This is a genomic window from Agaribacterium sp. ZY112 (assembly GCF_041346925.1).
Classification (GTDB): Bacteria; Pseudomonadota; Gammaproteobacteria; order Pseudomonadales; family Cellvibrionaceae; genus Agaribacterium.
This window is the reverse complement of sequence record NZ_CP166840.1, coordinates 129687-147460: the sequence shown is the minus strand read 5'-3', so window position 1 is coordinate 147460 and position 17774 is coordinate 129687. Positions and strand designations below refer to the sequence as shown.

Annotated in this window: 16 protein-coding genes; 6 read left to right on the top strand and 10 right to left on the bottom strand. The window is 45.7% G+C overall.

Annotated features, from left to right (window positions below; all coding sequences use genetic code 11):
- Positions 1-64 precede the first annotated feature (64 nt).
- From AB1S55_RS00695 to AB1S55_RS00685, 3 genes are all read left to right on the top strand, one after another.
- The gene (locus AB1S55_RS00695; protein WP_370979851.1) at positions 65-373 is read left to right on the top strand and encodes a hypothetical protein; all 309 of its coding nucleotides are present in this window, start codon (positions 65-67) and stop codon (positions 371-373) included.
- 87 nt (positions 374-460) lie between these two features.
- Positions 461-1345 (top strand): putative metalloprotease CJM1_0395 family protein, encoded by an 885-nt coding sequence (locus tag AB1S55_RS00690; RefSeq protein ID WP_370979850.1) that lies wholly within the window; start codon positions 461-463, stop codon positions 1343-1345.
- A 104-nt stretch (positions 1346-1449) separates the two neighbouring features.
- A complete protein-coding gene (locus AB1S55_RS00685) occupies positions 1450-3216 on the top strand; it encodes an acyl-CoA dehydrogenase (RefSeq protein ID WP_370979849.1) in 1767 nt (588 codons plus the stop codon).
- Between the two features lie 22 nt (positions 3217-3238).
- On the opposite strand, the gene AB1S55_RS00680 is transcribed toward AB1S55_RS00685, so the two are convergent.
- Positions 3239-3577 (bottom strand): hypothetical protein, encoded by a 339-nt coding sequence (locus AB1S55_RS00680; protein WP_370979848.1) that lies wholly within the window; start codon positions 3575-3577, stop codon positions 3239-3241.
- A gap of 277 nt (positions 3578-3854) precedes the next feature.
- Here AB1S55_RS00680 and AB1S55_RS00675 point away from each other — a divergent pair, with 277 nt between their 5' ends.
- On the top strand, positions 3855-4550 hold the full coding sequence (locus tag AB1S55_RS00675) for a GntR family transcriptional regulator (protein WP_370979847.1): 696 nt from the start codon (positions 3855-3857) through the stop codon (positions 4548-4550).
- Positions 4551-4565: 15 nt separating this feature from the next.
- Here the strand turns inward: AB1S55_RS00675 and AB1S55_RS00670 are convergent, their stop codons facing one another.
- From AB1S55_RS00670 to AB1S55_RS00645, 6 genes are all read right to left on the bottom strand, one after another.
- Entirely contained in the window at positions 4566-4892 is a 327-nt protein-coding gene (locus AB1S55_RS00670) for a nucleotide pyrophosphohydrolase (RefSeq protein ID WP_370979846.1), read from the bottom strand.
- A 23-nt stretch (positions 4893-4915) separates the two neighbouring features.
- The gene (locus tag AB1S55_RS00665; protein ID WP_370979845.1) at positions 4916-6508 is read right to left on the bottom strand and encodes an AbgT family transporter; all 1593 of its coding nucleotides are present in this window, start codon (positions 6506-6508) and stop codon (positions 4916-4918) included.
- A 193-nt stretch (positions 6509-6701) separates the two neighbouring features.
- The gene (gene feoB / locus AB1S55_RS00660; protein WP_370979844.1) at positions 6702-8819 is read right to left on the bottom strand and encodes a ferrous iron transport protein B; all 2118 of its coding nucleotides are present in this window, start codon (positions 8817-8819) and stop codon (positions 6702-6704) included.
- Complete coding sequence (locus tag AB1S55_RS00655; RefSeq protein ID WP_370979843.1) at positions 8816-9040, bottom strand: ferrous iron transport protein A; 225 nt, start codon at positions 9038-9040, stop codon at positions 8816-8818. Before AB1S55_RS00655 ends, feoB begins: the two co-directional genes overlap by 4 nt.
- A 219-nt stretch (positions 9041-9259) precedes the next feature.
- The gene (rdgC, locus tag AB1S55_RS00650) at positions 9260-10162 is read right to left on the bottom strand and encodes a recombination-associated protein RdgC (protein WP_370979842.1); all 903 of its coding nucleotides are present in this window, start codon (positions 10160-10162) and stop codon (positions 9260-9262) included.
- A 97-nt stretch (positions 10163-10259) separates the two neighbouring features.
- Positions 10260-11828: a phosphatidylserine/phosphatidylglycerophosphate/cardiolipin synthase family protein gene (locus tag AB1S55_RS00645; protein WP_370979841.1), complete on the bottom strand. Its 1569-nt coding sequence runs from the start codon at positions 11826-11828 to the stop codon at positions 10260-10262.
- Positions 11829-11994: 166 nt separating this feature from the next.
- Between AB1S55_RS00645 and AB1S55_RS00640 the strand changes: the two genes are divergently transcribed.
- On the top strand, positions 11995-12573 hold the full coding sequence (locus AB1S55_RS00640) for a TetR family transcriptional regulator C-terminal domain-containing protein (protein ID WP_370979840.1): 579 nt from the start codon (positions 11995-11997) through the stop codon (positions 12571-12573).
- 83 nt (positions 12574-12656) lie between these two features.
- On the top strand, positions 12657-13757 hold the full coding sequence (locus AB1S55_RS00635; RefSeq protein ID WP_370979839.1) for a lipid A deacylase LpxR family protein: 1101 nt from the start codon (positions 12657-12659) through the stop codon (positions 13755-13757).
- Positions 13758-13803: 46 nt separating this feature from the next.
- On the opposite strand, the gene AB1S55_RS00630 is transcribed toward AB1S55_RS00635, so the two are convergent.
- From AB1S55_RS00630 to AB1S55_RS00620, 3 genes are all read right to left on the bottom strand, one after another.
- On the bottom strand, positions 13804-15330 hold the full coding sequence (locus tag AB1S55_RS00630) for a phospholipase D family protein (RefSeq protein WP_370979838.1): 1527 nt from the start codon (positions 15328-15330) through the stop codon (positions 13804-13806).
- A 103-nt stretch (positions 15331-15433) separates the two neighbouring features.
- Entirely contained in the window at positions 15434-17233 is a 1800-nt protein-coding gene (locus tag AB1S55_RS00625; protein ID WP_370979837.1) for a sulfatase-like hydrolase/transferase, read from the bottom strand.
- Between the two features lie 123 nt (positions 17234-17356).
- Positions 17357-17773, bottom strand: a complete 417-nt coding sequence (locus tag AB1S55_RS00620; RefSeq protein WP_370979836.1) for a DUF5329 family protein — start codon at positions 17771-17773, stop codon at positions 17357-17359.
- Position 17774 lies beyond the last annotated feature (1 nt).

Below are 17774 nucleotides of genomic sequence, written 5' to 3'. Positions count from 1 at the left end.
TGGCTGATTTTTAAGCATTAAAGGCGTAAACTTAGTTTGTCAGTAGTTGTAGGTGGAGAGCAGCATGGTTTCTTCTGTGTTAAATGAAGGTGCAAGAGGGCTTGCAAACAGCCAGCGTGAATTACAGCGCGCGGCGAACGATATAGCCCGGGCGAACGTCGGCCCTGAAACCAGCACTAGCCCAGAAACCCTGCGTGACAACAGCCCCACAACCTTGGCCCCTGTTGAACAGACCGCAGAGAGTGAGCGCAGGCAGGACATTAATGAACCCCTGATAGAACTGCGCCGTCAAGAGTTGGTCTTCAACGCTTCTGCCTCGGTAGTTCGTACTGCTGACGACACGCTCGGCACCCTGCTCGATACTCAGGCTTAGCTTGCCCTTAAAGGCCTAAGACTTGAGCCGGCCCGGTGCTGAGCTTTTCATTCAAGCAGGTGAGGTCGCTACTAAAGCTGTATTGTCATGATTAATATTGGCGCTATCAGCAATCCCTATCCTACGTTAGCTAGTGAAGCTCAGCCGGCGGAGCTAAACTCGGTTGGTCGCCACGGCCTCGATTCAAATTTCTTAAGCTCTCGCCCTGTCCCCTCAATTGATGAAACTCCCGCAGCACAGTTAAACAGCAATGCGCCTAACGGGCTTGAAGCAAATCTGGCTCTTGGTAAAGAAAAGCAAGCCTCGTCCGGGGCTGATGATAGTGATCAGCAGCAAGAGCGGCGTGCGGAGCAACAAAGAGAAGCCAGTATAGAAAAACAAGAGCGAGCTGAAATTAAAGAACTTGCTGCTCGAGATCGTGAGGTTCGCGCTCATGAGCAAGCCCATGCCGCTGTGGGTGGGCAATATGCTGGTGCCCCACAATATGAGTTTCAGCGAGGTCCCGATGGTGTGAGTTATGCCGTTGGTGGGGAGGTAAGTATTGATGTTAGTAAAGCGGCAACACCAGAGGAAACAATTCGTAAGATGCAGGTGGTGCGAAGGGCTGCTTTAGCGCCTGCAGAGCCCAGTCCTCAAGATCGCTCAGTCGCCGCGCAGGCACAGGCAACCGAGTTAGAAGCCAAGCAGGATTTAGCTGCTGAAAATAGAGAGCAAAGTCGTGAGTCAAGTGCGGAAGCGGCTCGTTCTGAGAATAGTAATAATGCAGGAAGTGAAAGCAGCAACGGTGTCGGCCAAGGTATTGCAAGTCAAGGTGCCGCTGTTATCAACTCCAGTAATGACATTACGGCTTCTGTTATTAACACGTTCTCGCCCATATTGCCTTCGTCAGCGATCCAGAATCAACTCAATGACTCGATTGCATCAACTCAACTAGAGAGCCGTAATGGTCAGCTTATTGATCAGCGTGTTTAACTCTATTTATCCCTCTTTTGCTTGATATTCACTTTGCTTGGCATAGGCTGAAATTAAAGGTCTTCACTTATTTGGGCTGTTAATCCACTCGCTGAGCGTTGTTTATGTCTAGTTATCGTGCCCCTGTCGACGAGCTTCTTTTTCTCCTATTTCGAGTTTTTAATCTTGAGGGGCACTGCCAGCAGCTCGAAGATATTAACGACGTGGACGAAGCGATGACGTCGGCAATTTTAAACGAGGCAGCTAAGTTATGTGAGCAAGTGCTTGCACCTCTGGATGCTGTTGGTGATAGCGAGGGCTGCCAGTGGTCTTGTGATGGGGTTAAAGCTGCCGCAGGCTTTAAAGACGCTTACCAAAAGTGGTGTGATACCGGTTGTCTAGCGTTGAGTGGTCCTGAAAGTTATGGCGGCATGGCTATGCCTAAGCTTTTATCAGCGGCTGTAGATGAGATGTTGCAGGGCAGTAATATGGCTCTAGGTTTGGCGCCCATGTTGACTGCAGGCGCTTGTCTGGCCATCGAACGACACGCTAATGAGCAACTGAAGCAGCAGTATTTATCGTCAATGTATAGTGGTCGCTGGGCAGGAGCGATGGATTTAACCGAAGCTCATGCTGGCTCAGATCTCGGGTTGATAAGGACCTTAGCAGAGCCTCAAGCGGATGGCTCTTTTCTTATTTCAGGTAGCAAAATTTTTATTACCTGGGGTGAGCATGATATGGCTGAAAACATCATTCATCTTGTTTTGGCTCGCCTACCGGGTGCACCAGAAGGTGTTGCTGGCATTAGCCTATTTTTACTGCCTAAGTTCTTATTGAATGAGAACGGTGGTTTGGGACAGCGGAACCATGTGAGTTGCGGTGGTATAGAGCATAAGATGGGAATTCACGCATCGCCGACTTGTTTAATGAATTTTGATGCTGCTAAGGCCTGGATGATTGGTGAGCCAAATAAGGGACTGGCTTGTATGTTCAGCATGATGAATTACGAGCGCCTTGTAGTTGGTGTACAGGCTTTGGCTGTGGCTGAGAAAAGCTACCAAACTGCCAAGGCTTATGCCTTTGAGCGACAGCAGGGGCGGGCGCCGGTTGATAGTGCAATAGTCGTTCAGTCGAGTTCTGCCAAGCAGACTTTGCTAGCATCGAGAAGCCCAATTGCTGCTCACCCTGATGTTAAGCGCATGGTGTTGGAGATGCGCTGTTTTAATGAGGCTGGCCGTGCCTTTTATCTGTATGTCGCAAAACAGTTGGATTTATGGCGTTACGCTAGCGCTTCAGATCTGCGTGAGCAGGCTGAAAAGCGAGTCGCACTATTAACGCCTGTGGTAAAGGCATTTTTAAGTGACAGGGCGTTTGAGAGCTGTGTGTTGGGGCAGCAGGTACTCGGTGGGCATGGCTATTGCCGAGAGTTGGGGCAGGAGCAGCGTGTACGAGATGTGCGTATTACCCAAATTTATGAAGGCACTAATGGCATTCAGGCTGTGGATTTATTACAGCGCAGAGTAGTGGCTGATTCAGGTGTAGAGTTTAAAAACTACAGCCAAGAGATTCGTTTGGCTGCAGAAGCTGCAGAACCCTCTATTAAACAAGCGGTTCTTGAGCTTATTGATAAACTTGATGTATTGACTGACTACATTTGTGGTGAGAGCCGAGCTTATCTAACAGCAAGTTCGGCAGTCGCTTTTCTAGATTGTGTGGGCTATCTCAGCTACGCCTATATGTATATCTTGATGTTAAAACAGTCAGGTGACGATCAGCGTAAAGCTCGCGCTCACTATTATGTGGCAAAGTTATTGCCGCGAGTACAGGCCTTAGTGGTAAGTATTGAGACTGGAGATCAGCTGCTAATGGAGCTTAGTACTGATGCCCTATAAACGTTAGCTGGTAAGCGTTTTCTTATTCTTCCCAAACCCAGCGTATTGGGTCTCCAAAGTCATCAACGATAAGGCGTTTACGCGGCTTTTTTGTTTTTGTGCTTACAGGCTTATTGGGCTTGTGCTTGCGCGCCTCTAATGTTTTAACCACTTCGGTAAGAGGGGTGCGGGTGCTGCGCGGTTCGTCGGTATGGGTTTGTTTAAACAAGTTTTGGTTGTCAAAGTTGCCACTGGTTCCTCTCGGTACTTGAGTTACATGGCCGCCACTGTTCAAAAAATCTTGAACACTTTGGGCGAGCTCTTCACTTTGCTGGTGTTTGGACTTGTTTTCTTTCATATAAGAGACGATAGCGCCTTTCATTTCCTGTGTCTAAATCAAATCAAGCTGTTAGTACTTTTGTATGGGGGGTATATGAGCCTTGCAGCTAGCAATTGTTTTTATTTGTAGCTACATTACTTCGCATGAAATTAAACTAATTAAAAATACCCTTACTTTGTCTTTTTCTTGCTGTGTGAGCCTTAATTATTACAGCTTTACAGAGCGGATTGGTGTTAAACTGAACAGCGTTTGCCCATCTATTTTAGATGTGTGCGTACTTTAGTACTAGTTTCTAATCAATAAAAACGAATATAAAAAAATGAAAGCATTAGCGACAGACTCGTTTCAGCAGGAGGGAACGGGCTTATCACGCGTTGAATACGCTTACAGGAAGATAAAAACAAATATAACAACTAATACGTACCCATCTGGTTATCAGATCTTGGAGCCAGAGCTGGCTGAACAGCTTGGGGTAAGCCGCACGCCTATTCGTGAGGCTTTGATTCGTCTAGAGGCTGATAATCTTATTCAGCTAATTCCTAGACGAGGAATGCGTGTTACACCACTTAACTTTAAAGACATTGCTGAAATCAACGAGCTTATTGGCTCACTGGTTCTTACTGCTATTCGCTCTGTATGTGCGCCTGCGCGCAATGCAAATTTTGAATACATGAGCCAGTATCTTGCGGAGCTACATACGGCACTTGAATCCAATGACGCCAAAGCCTGGGTTGAAGCTGAAGATAAATTCTTTATCTCATTAATGGCTTTAACGGGAAACTACCGTCTTAAGGGGTTGGCTGTTAACTTTCTTGATCAAATGCGACGTTCAAAATATGTCGTACAAGATTATTTGCTCGAGCGTTCAAGCTATTACGCTTTGCATGCGGATTTATTGCAAAGCTTAAAAAGTAAGAATGTAGCCAGTGCTTTTGATGCGGCAAAGCGTTATCAAAATGCTTTGAATGCGCTGTTCTCCGAAGTGCAGAATAAATACCAAATAAAAGAGTTTTAATTCTGCCGTTGGTGTTTATGTGCTTTCGTTTGAGTTGGGTGGGAAGCGGCTTTCGTTCAGCTTAAGTTTGGCTTTGGTGGCGCTTTCGATATCAATATCTAAGGCGTCAGCCAATAAAAGACTATACATAAGTATGTCGGCGAGCTCTTCGCCGGCTGCTTGCCGCTCATCTTTAGAGGCTTGCTTACTTTGCTCTTCGGTGTGCCATTGAAATAGCTCAAGTAATTCTCCGCATTCAACATTTAATGCCATCGCCAAGTTTTTGGGGCTGTGATACTGGCGCCAATCTCGCTTCTCGCCAAATTCAACCAGTTGTTTTTGCAGCTCTTTTAACACGCTCATAAAAAATACTTATCTTATTTACTTTATAGAAATAAATGTGCGCCTGGGCCTAGAGGGAGTTTAAATGTAGCCCACAGGACAAGTAAGGCTGTCCAGCCAATTAAGAAACTAAGGGAGTAAGGCAGCATAAGTGAAATTAATGTACCTATGCCTAAATCGTTTTTATATTGTTGGGCAACGGCGATCACAACGCCAAAATAAGGCATTAACGGGGTGATGATATTGGTGCTGCTATCGCCAATACGGTAAGCCATTTGGGTCGCTTCTGGAGCTATGCCTAAGAGTAAAAACATAGGGACAAAGACGGGAGCAATTAAAGCCCATTTAGCCGATGCACTGCCAATTAAAAGATTCAGCAGTGCCGCCAGAAAGATAAATGAAATTAGCAATATAGGTTTTGGCAATTCTAGAGCTGAAAGCACACCCGCCCCTTGGATAGCACTGATAATACCAAGCTGAGTCCAGCCGAAATAATTAACAAATTGGGCCGCAAAAAACATCAGTACTAAATAACTCGTCATTGTGGCCATATGTTTTTCCATGGCTTCAACAAGAAAACTGGACTTCCATTTCTGTTTGCTGAACTTAGCAAAGGCGAGCCCAGTGAGTGCGGCGTAAAGAGAGATTAATACCACAATGCCTTGCATAAATGGCGAGCGCAGTAGGCTTCCTGTTTGAGGATCTCTTAGAATTCCATCACTACCTGCGGTTGCGGCAATTAATAAGGCGAAAAAAATTAAACTCACAATGCCCGCTGCTCTTAATCCGCGTTGCTCCCCGGCTACAGCCTGTAGGGCCTTGTGCTTGCCTTTGTATGTAGATGTATCAGAGCTGCCAGAGCTATCTAATTTCTGCGGTTCTGGCTCTTGAGCTAGTAGGTGAACAGTAATCTTTTCAGTAACCCAGGTGCCTATAACAGAGATTAATAAAGTAGAGGCGACAATAAAATAATAATTTCCAGTAACAGATACGTGATAGCTCGAATCGACTAGCTGAGCCGATTCAGTACTAATACCAGCCAGTATGGCATCCAGCGGCCCGACAATAATATTGGCACTAAAACCGCCAGATACACCAGCAAAAGCCGCGACGATACCGGCAATAGGTGGGCGCCCAAGTGCTTGAAAAATAAGTGCGGCAAGAGGAATTAAAACGACATAACCCGTATCGAGAGCAATGCTAGAAAGCACGCTGGCAAGTACCACAAAAAAAGTAACTAAGCGGGCAGGTGCTCTTAAAACAGTGCGTCGCAGTACTGCATCGATTAACCCGCTGTGTTCGGCAATACCAATGCCTAATACCGCTAATAAGACACTGCCAACTGGGGCGAAACTGACAAAATTTTTGACGGTATTACCGAGTATGTAATGCAGGCCTTCAACACTTATTAGGCTTTTAGCTTCTAGTACGTCTGAGCTATTAGGTGCGATCGCACTGACACCTAAGGCTTTACATAACGCTGAAATAATAACAACGCCAAAACATAAATAAATAAAAAGCAGAGTAGGGTGAGGTAGACGATTACCAATGCGTTCAATTCGCTCTAGTACAGAGTTAAGCCATGAGCTTTGTGCAGGGCTATGGGGTGAGTCTGGGGAGGAGTTGTTTGCGGGCATGCCTAGCCTGTTTAATCCGTATAAAGTGCCTACCTTACGAAAAGCGAGGCCTTGTGGCTAGTGAGGCGCTTATGTATTGGCTGTAGAAGGGGGCGAGGCTAATAGAGGCTTGAGTATTGGCGCCTGTGTCAGGGGGCTTAGAAAGTTGCGGCTACTTGCTTAAAGCGGGTAGCCGCAAACATACTTGCCTAGTTTAGTCATTACTACTGGCGATAATGCCCGGTTTTAAGTGGCGTTGGCTTTTTCCTAAACGCTTAAGCCAGTTAACGGCGGCGGCCATCAGCAAGGCAGAGCCAAATAACCAACTTAAAGAAAATACAGGGGTCGTGGTTACTTGGCCAATTTGATATAGGCCTGCTGCAGTCCAGTAGGCTAAGAAACTTGACCAGCCGACAACCAAGCTTGCCCAGAAAGGCCCACTTTCACGATTCATAGCCCCCATCACTGCAACACATGGTGTATAGAGCAGAATTAAAACAAGATAACAAAAAGCGCTGTAGTGGCTAACAAAGAGGTTTTGCATAGCGGCAAGGCCGGTATTACTGACTTCTTGGTCTTCGGCGCTGTCATTAATTGCTCCTAAGCCAAGTGGGTCTAATAAGGCTGCGCCAAGATCACCCGCGTTGGCCGCGATAGACTCAAAGGCCTCTGCTGTTTTTTCTGTTAGTGAGAAATGTTCATCTTCATTGCCCTCTACACCCGCAACATCTTGATAGAGTGCGTCAAGGGTTCCCACGACGGCTTCTTTGGCGAAGATCCCTGTAAAAATGCCTACAGTAGCAGGCCAGTTATCTTCTTCAATGCCTATTGGTTTTAGAGCTGGGGTGAGAGTTTTTCCTATGTAGCTCAGTACGGAGTCTTTGCTGTCTTGGTTGCCAAAGCTGCCATCTATGCCAACTGAATTAATGATGGTGAGCAGGGTCACAACCTTGATAATGGTGCTTCCTGCACGCTTAATAAAGCCACCTAGGCGATGCCATGTGGTCATTAAGGTGTTTTTAAATAGGGGGGCGTGGTAAGCGGGCATCTCTTGGAAAGATGGGCTGATTTCGCCTGAGAACAAGGTTTTTCGGAAGATCCAGCCTGTAAAAACGGCCATCACGATGCCCAATAAATAGAGGCCAAATACGACGAGTGAACCACTTTCGTGAAAGAAGGCTGCTGCAAATAAGGCGTATACAGTAAGGCGCGCACCACAGCTCATAAATGGGCTCATGGCGATGGTTAATAGGCGGTCTTGTTCACGACTTAAACTGCGTGAAGCCATGACAGAAGGCACATTGCAACCAAAACCAACAATCAGCGGCACAAAGCTGTTACCGGGTAAGCCAATGCGTGCCATAAGGCGGTCGACAACAAAGGCCGCCCGAGCCATATAACCACTGTCTTCTAATAGGCTTAAACATAAATACAAAAAGCCAATCACGGGAATGAAGGTGCCAACCAGTTGTATGCCACCGCCGATACCGTCGGCAATGATGGTGCGCAACCAATCTGGACTGCCTAAAGAGCTCATTAAGTTGCCAAGGCCATCAACAAGCAGGGCGCCGAGCAAGATATCAAAGAAGTCAATAAACACGGCGCCAACGTTTACCGCGATCATAAACATCAGATACATCATTAACAGGAAGATGGGCAGTCCCAACCAGCGATTAAGAACAATGCGGTCTATGAGCTCTGATGCGCGTCCTGCCTGCCCCGGCTCGACTTCAACGACACCAGTAGTTTGCTCGCGAATAAAGTGATAGCGGTGGGCAATAGCTTCTTCGCTGCACAATAAGTCTTCTTTGGGGCGAGGGCTTAATTCGGGGTCTGCAACGACGGCGGCAATATGCTGTTTGAGTTCGCTGGTACCACGTTGGCGACTAGCCGTTACAGCAAATACGGGCACACCCATACGTCGTTCAAGTTCTTCTGTATTGATGCGAATACCGTTTTTCTCGGCAACATCCATCATATTTAAAACAATGATGACGGGGGCGCCTAAGTCGAGTAATTCGTGGGTCAATAAGAGGTGGCGATTGAGATTGCTAGCATCAACAATGTTGATCAGTAGTTGAGGTTTGCTTTTCGTAATGAAGTCGCGAGCAATTTGCTCATCAAGGCCCGCAGCTTCGGTATCGAGGCTATAAACACCAGGCAAATCGATACACTCAACTCGACTATCAATGCCTTGTACCCAGCCGGACTTTTTTTCGACGGTCACACCGGCCCAATTGCCAACTTTTTGGCGGGATCCGGTCAGTGAGTTAAAAAGAGTGGTTTTGCCGCAGTTTGGATTGCCGACAAGTGCAATGGTGGGTGTTGTCACACTAGCTCTACTTGAATTTGGTCTGCATCTCGTTTGCGAATACTTAGTACGGTGTTATCTACACGTACTTGCATGGGGTCACCAAAAGGAGCTGCTCGCAAGATGCGAGCCTCGGCGCCAGGTATCACACCAAGTTGGTTTAAGCGTTTACAGGCCTCACCGTTGCTGTTGATAGCGGCGATAAGACTAAGGCTTCCGTGTTGTAATTCGGCGAGTGTCATTGCAATCGATGCTCTAAATAAAAATGGTTCCCATTTATATTACTGCGTCTGGCCGTGTTTTGCCAGAATATTTCTAGTTTAGAGTCGGCATGTAAAACATTGTTTGATTGGGCGCAAGCAAGTCTACTTGCGTATTGCTGAGTGCTTATCTACGGAGGGGCGCTGCAAGGCGCTCAGGCTCTAGAATAGAGCCGAGCGTCGTATTGTTACTTTAGGGCTTTAATACAACTCAGACTCGCCGCCAAAAGCCTCAAGCAGGTCTTTTACAAACTGACTGAGTTCACCGTGCATCAGTGCAAAATCGGCATCAAACAAGGCCGCTGCATCATCGCCTTGCTGATCGGAGGCTTGCTCGATAAGTAATTCACTAAATTTAAGGCTTTTAATGCCAAGCTCATCATCGAGTACAAAATCGATTTTATCATTCCAGTTCAAAGCGAGTTGGCGTACATGCATGCCGGTATGTAAGTGTTGAGTAACCTCATCGGCACTGAGGTCTTGGTTGCGCATACGAATGACTCGCTCGTCTTTACTGGCTCGTAGCTCAACCTGATCACCTAGGGTAAAAGGTGGTGGTGCCGCACCTTCACGCAACCACTCACTCAGCCTCGGTGGAATGGGGTTATGAGTACCAACAGGCACCGCTTTTAAGGAACCGAGGCTTTCACGTAATAAGGTCAGGATATCTTCGGCTTTTTTTGCAGAAGAGGAATTTACGTAAACAAGGCCGTCACTAGGTTTTAAATACGCGTATTCTTGGGAGCTCTTACTCAGGGCTTGCGGCAGCATAGTGAAAATCAGCTCATCTTTTAGACTCTGTTTTTCTTTTCTGCCTACCGGGCGGCCTTCATCTTCGCGAATTTGATGAAGTTTGTTTTCAAGCGCTTCGTTAATTGCAGCACTTGGTAATATTTTTTCTTGGCGTGTCGCACAGACCATGGTGGCGCCACCGTTGACGTGACTAAGCATTTTGCCATTGCGGCCCAAGGGACTGCTCCAGCCATAGCGCTGTAAGTCCATTTTGCCGCAGGGCTCAAACTGCTTGTCTTCGAGTTTGGTGTCGACCTCATCCAGTTCCGGTTTTTCACTGAGGCGATAAAGGCGAAGGTTTTTAAACCACATAGTCGTCCGCTTGTTCTAGCAATCAAAGGGGGCGAGAGCCTAGCGGTGTCGCGGGGATTTGTCCATGCTGTTGTCTTATCTCATTTATCCGTAATTTTTAAAGCTGATGTTCAATCGGTAGCATTCGTAAGATTGAGGTTTTGAAACGCTGCCACCAAGTGCTGTGAGGTTCTTTGTAAAGCGCTGGAGAGCCTTGTTGGTCATGCCATTCTAGGCGTTGATGTTGTTCGTCTAGTTCTAGTTTCCAGGCATTACCCGGTTCTATGCCGCTGTCTAGTACCTTAATAACTTTTTTAGCAAATTCTGGGCTATCAATTAATAGGCCTATTTCAGTATTAATATCCATGGACCTAGGGTCAAAATTATAAGAGCCGATAAACGAGTAACGGCGATCAACGACAAAGGTTTTGCTGTGTAGGCGACTTAAAGCTTGATGACTAGGCTTTGGCCACGTTGATCGTTCTTTAGCATCGGAGCGATACTCGTATAGCTCTACGCCTGCTTGCAGCAATTTTTTTCTATAGTTTGCAAATCCAGCATAAGCAGGAAGCACTTCTGTACTGTTTAACGAGTTAGTTAAAAATCGGATATGAACCCCGTTTTTGTGTGCTTCTTTGAAGCCTGCAACCATGGCATTACCAGGCACAAAATACGCTATTTCGGCCAGCATTTCGTGCTGGACCTCGCCGAGTGTTGTATTGAACTGAGTGGTGACGGTGTTTGGGTCTCCGTCGAATTTATCGCTCGGGTCGAAGATCACATCTATGTGTGCCCAATTGAGTGTATTTAAACCTGAACGAGCCGTTTCTATTATTTTGTTTTTGTCTGTTTCAAGAGTAAAGGGGAATGATAGGAGGTCTAAGGAGGCTTGTTTGTTTATGTCTTCTCTGAGCTTGTTTGCGCGTTCGTCATCCATCTTATGCTTGTAGATACTTTGAATGGGATAAGCCCAATCACTATTCCAGTATTCATCAAAGCTTTGGCTTACTTGGTCGACGACGGGGCCGATAGTTAAGATGTCTATATCACGACTGTTGTAACTGTCTTTTATGCCAAAGTAGTTATCTCCTATATTGCGCCCGCCAACTACGGCAACACTGTTATCGAGCACAAAGAGCTTGTTATGCATGCGATGATTGACTCGTTCAATATCTGTTATGAAACCAAGGTCTTTGGTGTTGCGATCTGTAAAAGGGTTAAAGATTCGGATATGAATATTAGGATGAGTCGCAAAGGCGACCAAGTAGCTGTCTTTAACGTGTAGGCTGAAGTCATCAAGAAGTACTCGTATTCGAACGCCTCTATTGGCGGCACTTAAAAGACGCTGGGCGAGTATGCGACCTGCTTTATCGTTCTGCCAGATGTAGTACTGAACATCAAGGCTGTGTTCTGCTAAGGCGGTCATTTCATGACGTGCTCGAAAGGCTCGCTCTGCTTCATGAAGCAGAACCACACCGCTTTGATCTGGATGCGCTTGAGTGGCCGGTTCGATTATCGTGTTTAATGCGCTTGTGTGTTTAGGAGAGATTTTATAAGAGGGTATACGCTCGACATCTTTAGGCAGGCTAGCGCAGCTACATACCGATAAGATGACTAAGAAACATATCGTGGTGACATGGCACTTATTAGCTATTGCTTTGTAAAAGTGGCTTATTGAATTGCCCATGTTGATTATCGTCACCTGAGGGTATTCGAGTGCTTATAAATGATGGATGTTAACGCCCTATATCTCTTGGGCAAAGAGGGAGGTATAGCTTTATTGGGATTTGTGTAACTAGCTTTTTTATCACTGATGTATTGATTTGTAAGACGACTGGTCATATATTGTATGCATGAGTAAACGAGAAATTAAAAAAGAAGCTATATTGGTCGCCGGTATGGAGGTCATGAAGGCTCAAGGTTATAACGGTTGCAGCGTCAAAGATATTGTTGATGCGGCAAAGGTACCCAAAGGCTCGTTCTATAACTACTTTCCAAGTAAGGAACAGTTTGCACTTGATGCAATTGAGTTTACAGCCTCTGAAGCCCGGACTCACGCCCAAGCCCTATTGGGGGATTGTAGTGAGTGTGCGCTCGATCGCTTAACTCGTTTTTTTCATGCTGGTATTGCTTGTGCTGAAAGCTCCGAGTTTAAAGTGGGTTGTTTTCTGGGCAATATGTGCCAAGAGATGGCAGATAGCTCAGATTCTATTCGGCAACGCTTAGATCCGATCTTAAATGGCAAAACCCGTTTAATCGCTGATGTCATTAAAGAGGGGCAAGAAGGCGGATCGGTTAACGCTGCTATTGATGCAGCTGTTGCTGCCGAGTTTCTGTTTAATGCATGGGAAGGGGCACTGATGCGAGCTAAGGCAGCAAAATCGCGCAAGGCCCTTGATGCCTTTGTTGCCATGCTTAAGCATGTTTTATAGCTGTTTTTTTAAAGCCAAAAACAAGCCGACCGGTCAGTCTGCTTGTTTAAATTAAAGACGACCGGTCACCTATGGAGGGTGGGATGAGTGAATTTGATGACAGATTGTGTCGTACAGCTTGGTATGAGCGGGTGTTACTTGCTTTAATTTCCGTCTTCTCTGTGGTTCTTGCACTAAGCAGTTCCGCAGCTTGGGCGCTTGAAAGAGATCAAGGCAGTTTGATTGATGCACAGGCGCTTGCTTACCACACACCGTGCGAGCGCTGGTCTTTTGCTTATGAAAATGATTTCTTTGTTCCTGGTGGACGTGACCAGGATTACACCTACGGTATGAGTTTTAGCTATCACAGTGATGATATCAGTGGGCGTATGCATAGGCCTTTAGAGCTCATAGATAGCTGGCTTGGTCTTGATAGTGAGCGCTCCAAAGCCCTTGCTTATGAAGCTGGCCTCTATGGTTTTACACCGGAGGATACCAGTGTTGTTGAGCCTAATAATGATGATCGACCTTATGCAAGTTTGCTTTATTTCGCGACATCGTCAGAGCGTATTGATAAGCAGGACCGAAAAGTCTTACGCAGCCAAATTAGTTACGGTGTTTTGGGTTTGGATCTTGTCGGTCAGGTACAAAACGAATTTCACCGTTGGATTGGTAATGAGCAGCCTCAGGGGTGGCATAATCAGATTAGTGCCGGTGGTGAACCTACTGCTCGTTATAGTGTGGCTTTACAGCAATTGATTATCTCGGGTTCGCATTGGGATTTGCGCCAAACTAAAAGTGCCTCCGTAGGTTATTTAACAGAGGCAAGCTGGGCTCTTGGTTTACGTGCGGGTCACTTAAATAGTCGTTGGCACCAATTTAACCCTGACATGGCGAGTTATGCCGAAGCTTCTTCACGCACTAAACTTGGTAAAAGTGAGCGCTTCTTTTGGGCCGGTGTTGCTGTAAAAGCTAGAGCTTACAATGCGTTTTTACAGGGGCAGTTTAAAGAGTCTGCGGTTAGCTATTCCTCTTCTGAGCTGAAGCATATGTTGTTAGAGGCTTGGGCAGGGTATACCCATGGCTTTGAAAATGGTTATTACCTGAGCTACGGGGTGCGTGGGCATAGCTCGGAAGTAAGGTACGGCGCTGGTGATCGCGCCGTGCTTTGGGGGGGGGTGATGCTGGGGCGGAGCTATCTATAAGCTATTGCCAAATATCAGGCCTGCAGCTTAATTTACGGTATTAATATTATAGTTGGCTTTCAATGGGCAGAATGCGTAAAACAGTCGCTTTTACGCGCTGCCACCAAGAGCTATAAGGTTCTTTTTTTAGAGGGGTTGAGCCTTCTTGGTCATGCCACTTAATCTTATTAGCTTTTGAGTCGAGTTCAAGCTTCCATGCATTGCCGGGCAGAACGCCTTCATCTAAAACGGCAATTACTTTTTCAGCAAACTCTGGGCTGTCGATCAATAAACCGATTTCGGTGTTTAAGTCTACGGATCTAGGGTCAAAATTAAATGAGCCGATAAAAGAGAATTGGCGATCAACAACAAAGGTTTTACTGTGTAAACGTGTAAGGGCATTGTGGCTAGGTTCAGGCCAAGTAAAGCGCTCTTTGGCATCTGAGCGGTACTCATAAAGTTCGACACCTGCTTTCAGTAGGTCTTTGCGGTAGCTAGAAAATCCTGCATAAGCGGGTAGAACTTCAGTGCTAGTGAGTGAGTTTGTTAAAAAGCGAATATGAATGCCTTTATCGTTAGCTATTTTAAAGTCGTTAACTAATTCATTGCCTGGTACAAAATAAGCTATTTCAGCAAGCATCTCTTGGTTAACGCCAATTAAGGCTGTTTCAAATTGCGCTGCAACAGTATTGGTGTCTCCACGTAATTTTTCAGTTGGGTCAAAAATGACATCAATGCGAGCCCAATCAAGTTGCTTAATGTTGGATCGAATGCCCTCTACTATTTCTTTTTTACTGCGTATTAAGTCAAAAGGTAAAGAGGCTCTATCAAGCGTCGCCTGTTTTTTTAATTCTTTTAGTATGAGTTTGTTATTTTCTTCGCTGATCTCATGTGGATAAATGTTTTTAATGGGATAAGCCCAATCGCTATTCCAATACTCATCAAAACTTTTACTGATGTCATCTACTACTGGGCCAATAGTCAGTACATCGATATCACGGCTGTTGTAGCTATCTTTTACACCAAAATAGTTATCGCCAATATTGCGTCCACCGACAATGGCCACTTTATTGTCTAGCACAAAAATTTTATTGTGCATGCGCTGATTAACTCGTTGAATATCGGTGATGAAACCAAGCGCTTTTGTTGTGCGATGAGCAAAAGGGTTAAATAAACGCAATTCGACATTGGGGTGGTCCGAAAATGCCGCCAGATAAATGTCATCAATATTTAAGGTAAAGTCATCTAATAAAATACGGACTCGTACCCCTCTGTCGGCGGCGTCTAATAAACGTTGAGTTAAAATGCGGCCGACTTTATCGTCGGACCAAATATAATACTGAACATCTAAAGTATGCTCGGCTAGAGTTGTCATCTCATCGCGTGCACGCAAGGCAATTTCAGGTTCGTGTAAGAGAACAACACCGCTTCGTCGTGGGTGAGCAGCAATAGCTGGGTCAAAAATCTCGCTAAGATCACTGTTAGCATTGGCGGCAATGCTGTGTGATTCGATGCGTTTTGGATCTTTAGGTAGCGAGGCGCAGCCGCTTAATAACACTAATAAGCAGAAAGCAGCAGTGAGCCTTTTAAACATGATTGACTGGAGTTGAAATAAAGCGGGCAAGATAAGATCCGTCTTTTAAAAATTTAAGTTTAGCAATTATCTACGCTGTTCTTCAAAAGGGCGCGTGTTTGGCTTATTCGCCAATACTTAATTGTATCAAGTCTGAAACACCATGGCTTGTGTAGGCTAAGCCGCCATCAGCAAGAGGGCTAGCATCGGACCATGAGAAGCTGTGTATAGTGACTTGTCCAGGTTTAAGGGCCGTGACTAGACCAAACTTATCGACTGTAGCGATATTTTTGTCAGAAGAGCGCCAAACAATCGCATTACGAGTGACATTACAAGGTTTGCGCTGAACGTGTAGTTGCAGCGTATGTCCAACGCTTAAGTGCTTTTGTGTTGCTGTGATACTGAGTGCTTGAATATCAACAAAGGCGTTGGCCTCGAGTACCTTACCCAAATCGTTGTAGGCCTGCTTTTGTTCTTCACTGAGTTGTTTCAGGTCTAAACCGCTATAGCGTAATACTCCCCAGCGAAACTCTTTTACAGTATCGCCTTGTTGCTCTAAGGCATCGCTGCGCAAATCAAAAAAGCGGCCTTTGGGAAAGTGCTGACTGGGTGCATAGCGTTTAAAGTTTTGGTCAAAAGCATATTCAACGGCGCTGGGTTGCTTACGATAGTCACTGTTGCCTATGTACCAGTGGTGAAGGCTGGAGCGCAGGGAGTCATTAGATCCTAAGATTTGAGGCATAAGACTGATGCCGTCGATGTCTCCGTTTGTTTCCAATTCAATTCCAGCAGCGTCAACGAGCGTGGGGAGAATATCGACAACGTGCACTAGGCCTTGGTAAAACTGCGAGCTTAAACCCTTGCTTGCTTTTGCTTGTGGGTGGCTGATAACAAGCGGAATATGGATACCGTTATCGGTATTTCCACCTTTGCGGGCTGGATAGTCTTGTCCTGAGTTAAGGTGATGGGTAAACACCTCTTTAGTGCCATTATCTCCTAGGATGACGACCATGGTGTTATCAAGTAATTGCTCTTGCTCGAGCTTATTAATCACTCGGCCGATGAGCTTATCCATATAGCTGATCATATCTGGGAAATAACGAAAATCATCACCTTGGTGCCCGTTGCGGTTGTGATGAACTTCATCCACTTCATCAAATAATGTTTTAGGACGTGTATCGGGAGTGGGTTTGTGGTCGTCATGAACAAGCAGCATCGGGTAGTAAAGGAAAAATGGCTTGTTTTTATTTTCCTCTATAAAGCGCAAGGCGTGGCGGTTAATAATATCTGGTCCATACCAGCGTCGGCCTGTTTTTGGGTCTAAATCCGTACGGCCTCGATAATCATGTGTTTCGCCGTTAATAACTAAACGTGGATTAATAAAGCGCTGGGTGTCAGAGATAACATCATAAGCAACATAATCTTGCCAGCCGAATTCACTTATATAGCTAAGGCCTGGTAAATCTCGAGTGCCACGTGATTGTTTCCATTTGCCAAAGAGTCCGGTTTTATAGCCTGCTTTAGCAAAAATATCAGAAAAGGTGACTTCGCTATGATGCAGCGACTTGGGTTTGAGGTAGTTGCGTTTATTAAATTTACCGCTCATAAGAGCAACGCGGGTATTTTCACAAAGAGGGTAGCTATAAGCGTGTGCGGCAACAAAACCTTCTTGTGCAAGCTCATCAATATTGGGGGTGCTGATGCTCTGCTTTGAAAAAAGACCGCTATTCTCGCTAACTGCATTAGCTCCGTAGATAGAGACCCCGTAGTGGCTTAAGTCGTCAATTAATATCAGAACAATGTTAAGGGGCTTGTTATTAGCCTTTGTTGTTAGGGGCTCAGGTGTCGTTTCTTTATTGCAGGCACTGATTAAACTTAGCGAGCAAACAAAAGATAACAGTGCGATAAAGCGATGGTGGTGCATGCTTGATTCCCTAAGCCTATGGCAGCATTAGTGCCTAGTACTAAACGCCTACCTGTAGGTGGGCGCTTAAGCTGAGGGAGTATCTTAACTGAAGCCGAGCCTTAACTGAATTTGTTGCAAGGCTTAAGAGTCGCTCTTTGACTTGGCTCTAATCTCTGCGAGCTGACTGTTTAACCAAGCACTGCTTGTTTGTCGCTCTTGGCCAGGGCAATCAATGTAATAAGGTTTACGACTTATGAGGCTGCCGGTGGCGCTGACTTCAATAAACTTCTCTGCCGTATCAATATCTTCGTAAAAATGCTCGTATTTTTTTTGGATATGTTCGACGGCTTCATCGGCATCATGGTTTTTATTGTTGCGGATAAAGCTACAGTCGCTGTGCCCGATAAATTGAAGCAGTTGTGTGATTTCACTTTGGGTTTTGGCGTCGGGTTCGGCAAAGCTAAGTAATGGCGCTGTTAATAAAGTGGCGCTAACTAATAGAACGCCTAGTTGTTTCTTTAATCGAGGTCTTAACAAAGTGCTTAAAGAGTGGGTCATG

Coding starts and splice junctions, on each gene's coding strand:
- AB1S55_RS00695 (WP_370979851.1), top strand. CDS start 65: ATGGTTTCTTCTGTGTTAAATGAAGGTGCAAGAGGGCTTGCAAACAGC.
- AB1S55_RS00690 (WP_370979850.1), top strand. CDS start 461: ATGATTAATATTGGCGCTATCAGCAATCCCTATCCTACGTTAGCTAGT.
- AB1S55_RS00685 (WP_370979849.1), top strand. CDS start 1,450: ATGTCTAGTTATCGTGCCCCTGTCGACGAGCTTCTTTTTCTCCTATTT.
- AB1S55_RS00680 (WP_370979848.1), bottom strand. CDS start 3,577: ATGAAAGGCGCTATCGTCTCTTATATGAAAGAAAACAAGTCCAAACAC.
- AB1S55_RS00675 (WP_370979847.1), top strand. CDS start 3,855: ATGAAAGCATTAGCGACAGACTCGTTTCAGCAGGAGGGAACGGGCTTA.
- AB1S55_RS00670 (WP_370979846.1), bottom strand. CDS start 4,892: ATGAGCGTGTTAAAAGAGCTGCAAAAACAACTGGTTGAATTTGGCGAG.
- AB1S55_RS00665 (WP_370979845.1), bottom strand. CDS start 6,508: ATGCCCGCAAACAACTCCTCCCCAGACTCACCCCATAGCCCTGCACAA.
- AB1S55_RS00655 (WP_370979843.1), bottom strand. CDS start 9,040: ATGACACTCGCCGAATTACAACACGGAAGCCTTAGTCTTATCGCCGCT.
- rdgC (WP_370979842.1), bottom strand. CDS start 10,162: ATGTGGTTTAAAAACCTTCGCCTTTATCGCCTCAGTGAAAAACCGGAA.
- AB1S55_RS00645 (WP_370979841.1), bottom strand. CDS start 11,828: ATGGGCAATTCAATAAGCCACTTTTACAAAGCAATAGCTAATAAGTGC.
- AB1S55_RS00640 (WP_370979840.1), top strand. CDS start 11,995: ATGAGTAAACGAGAAATTAAAAAAGAAGCTATATTGGTCGCCGGTATG.
- AB1S55_RS00635 (WP_370979839.1), top strand. CDS start 12,657: ATGAGTGAATTTGATGACAGATTGTGTCGTACAGCTTGGTATGAGCGG.
- AB1S55_RS00630 (WP_370979838.1), bottom strand. CDS start 15,330: ATGTTTAAAAGGCTCACTGCTGCTTTCTGCTTATTAGTGTTATTAAGC.
- AB1S55_RS00625 (WP_370979837.1), bottom strand. CDS start 17,233: ATGCACCACCATCGCTTTATCGCACTGTTATCTTTTGTTTGCTCGCTA.
- AB1S55_RS00620 (WP_370979836.1), bottom strand. CDS start 17,773: ATGACCCACTCTTTAAGCACTTTGTTAAGACCTCGATTAAAGAAACAA.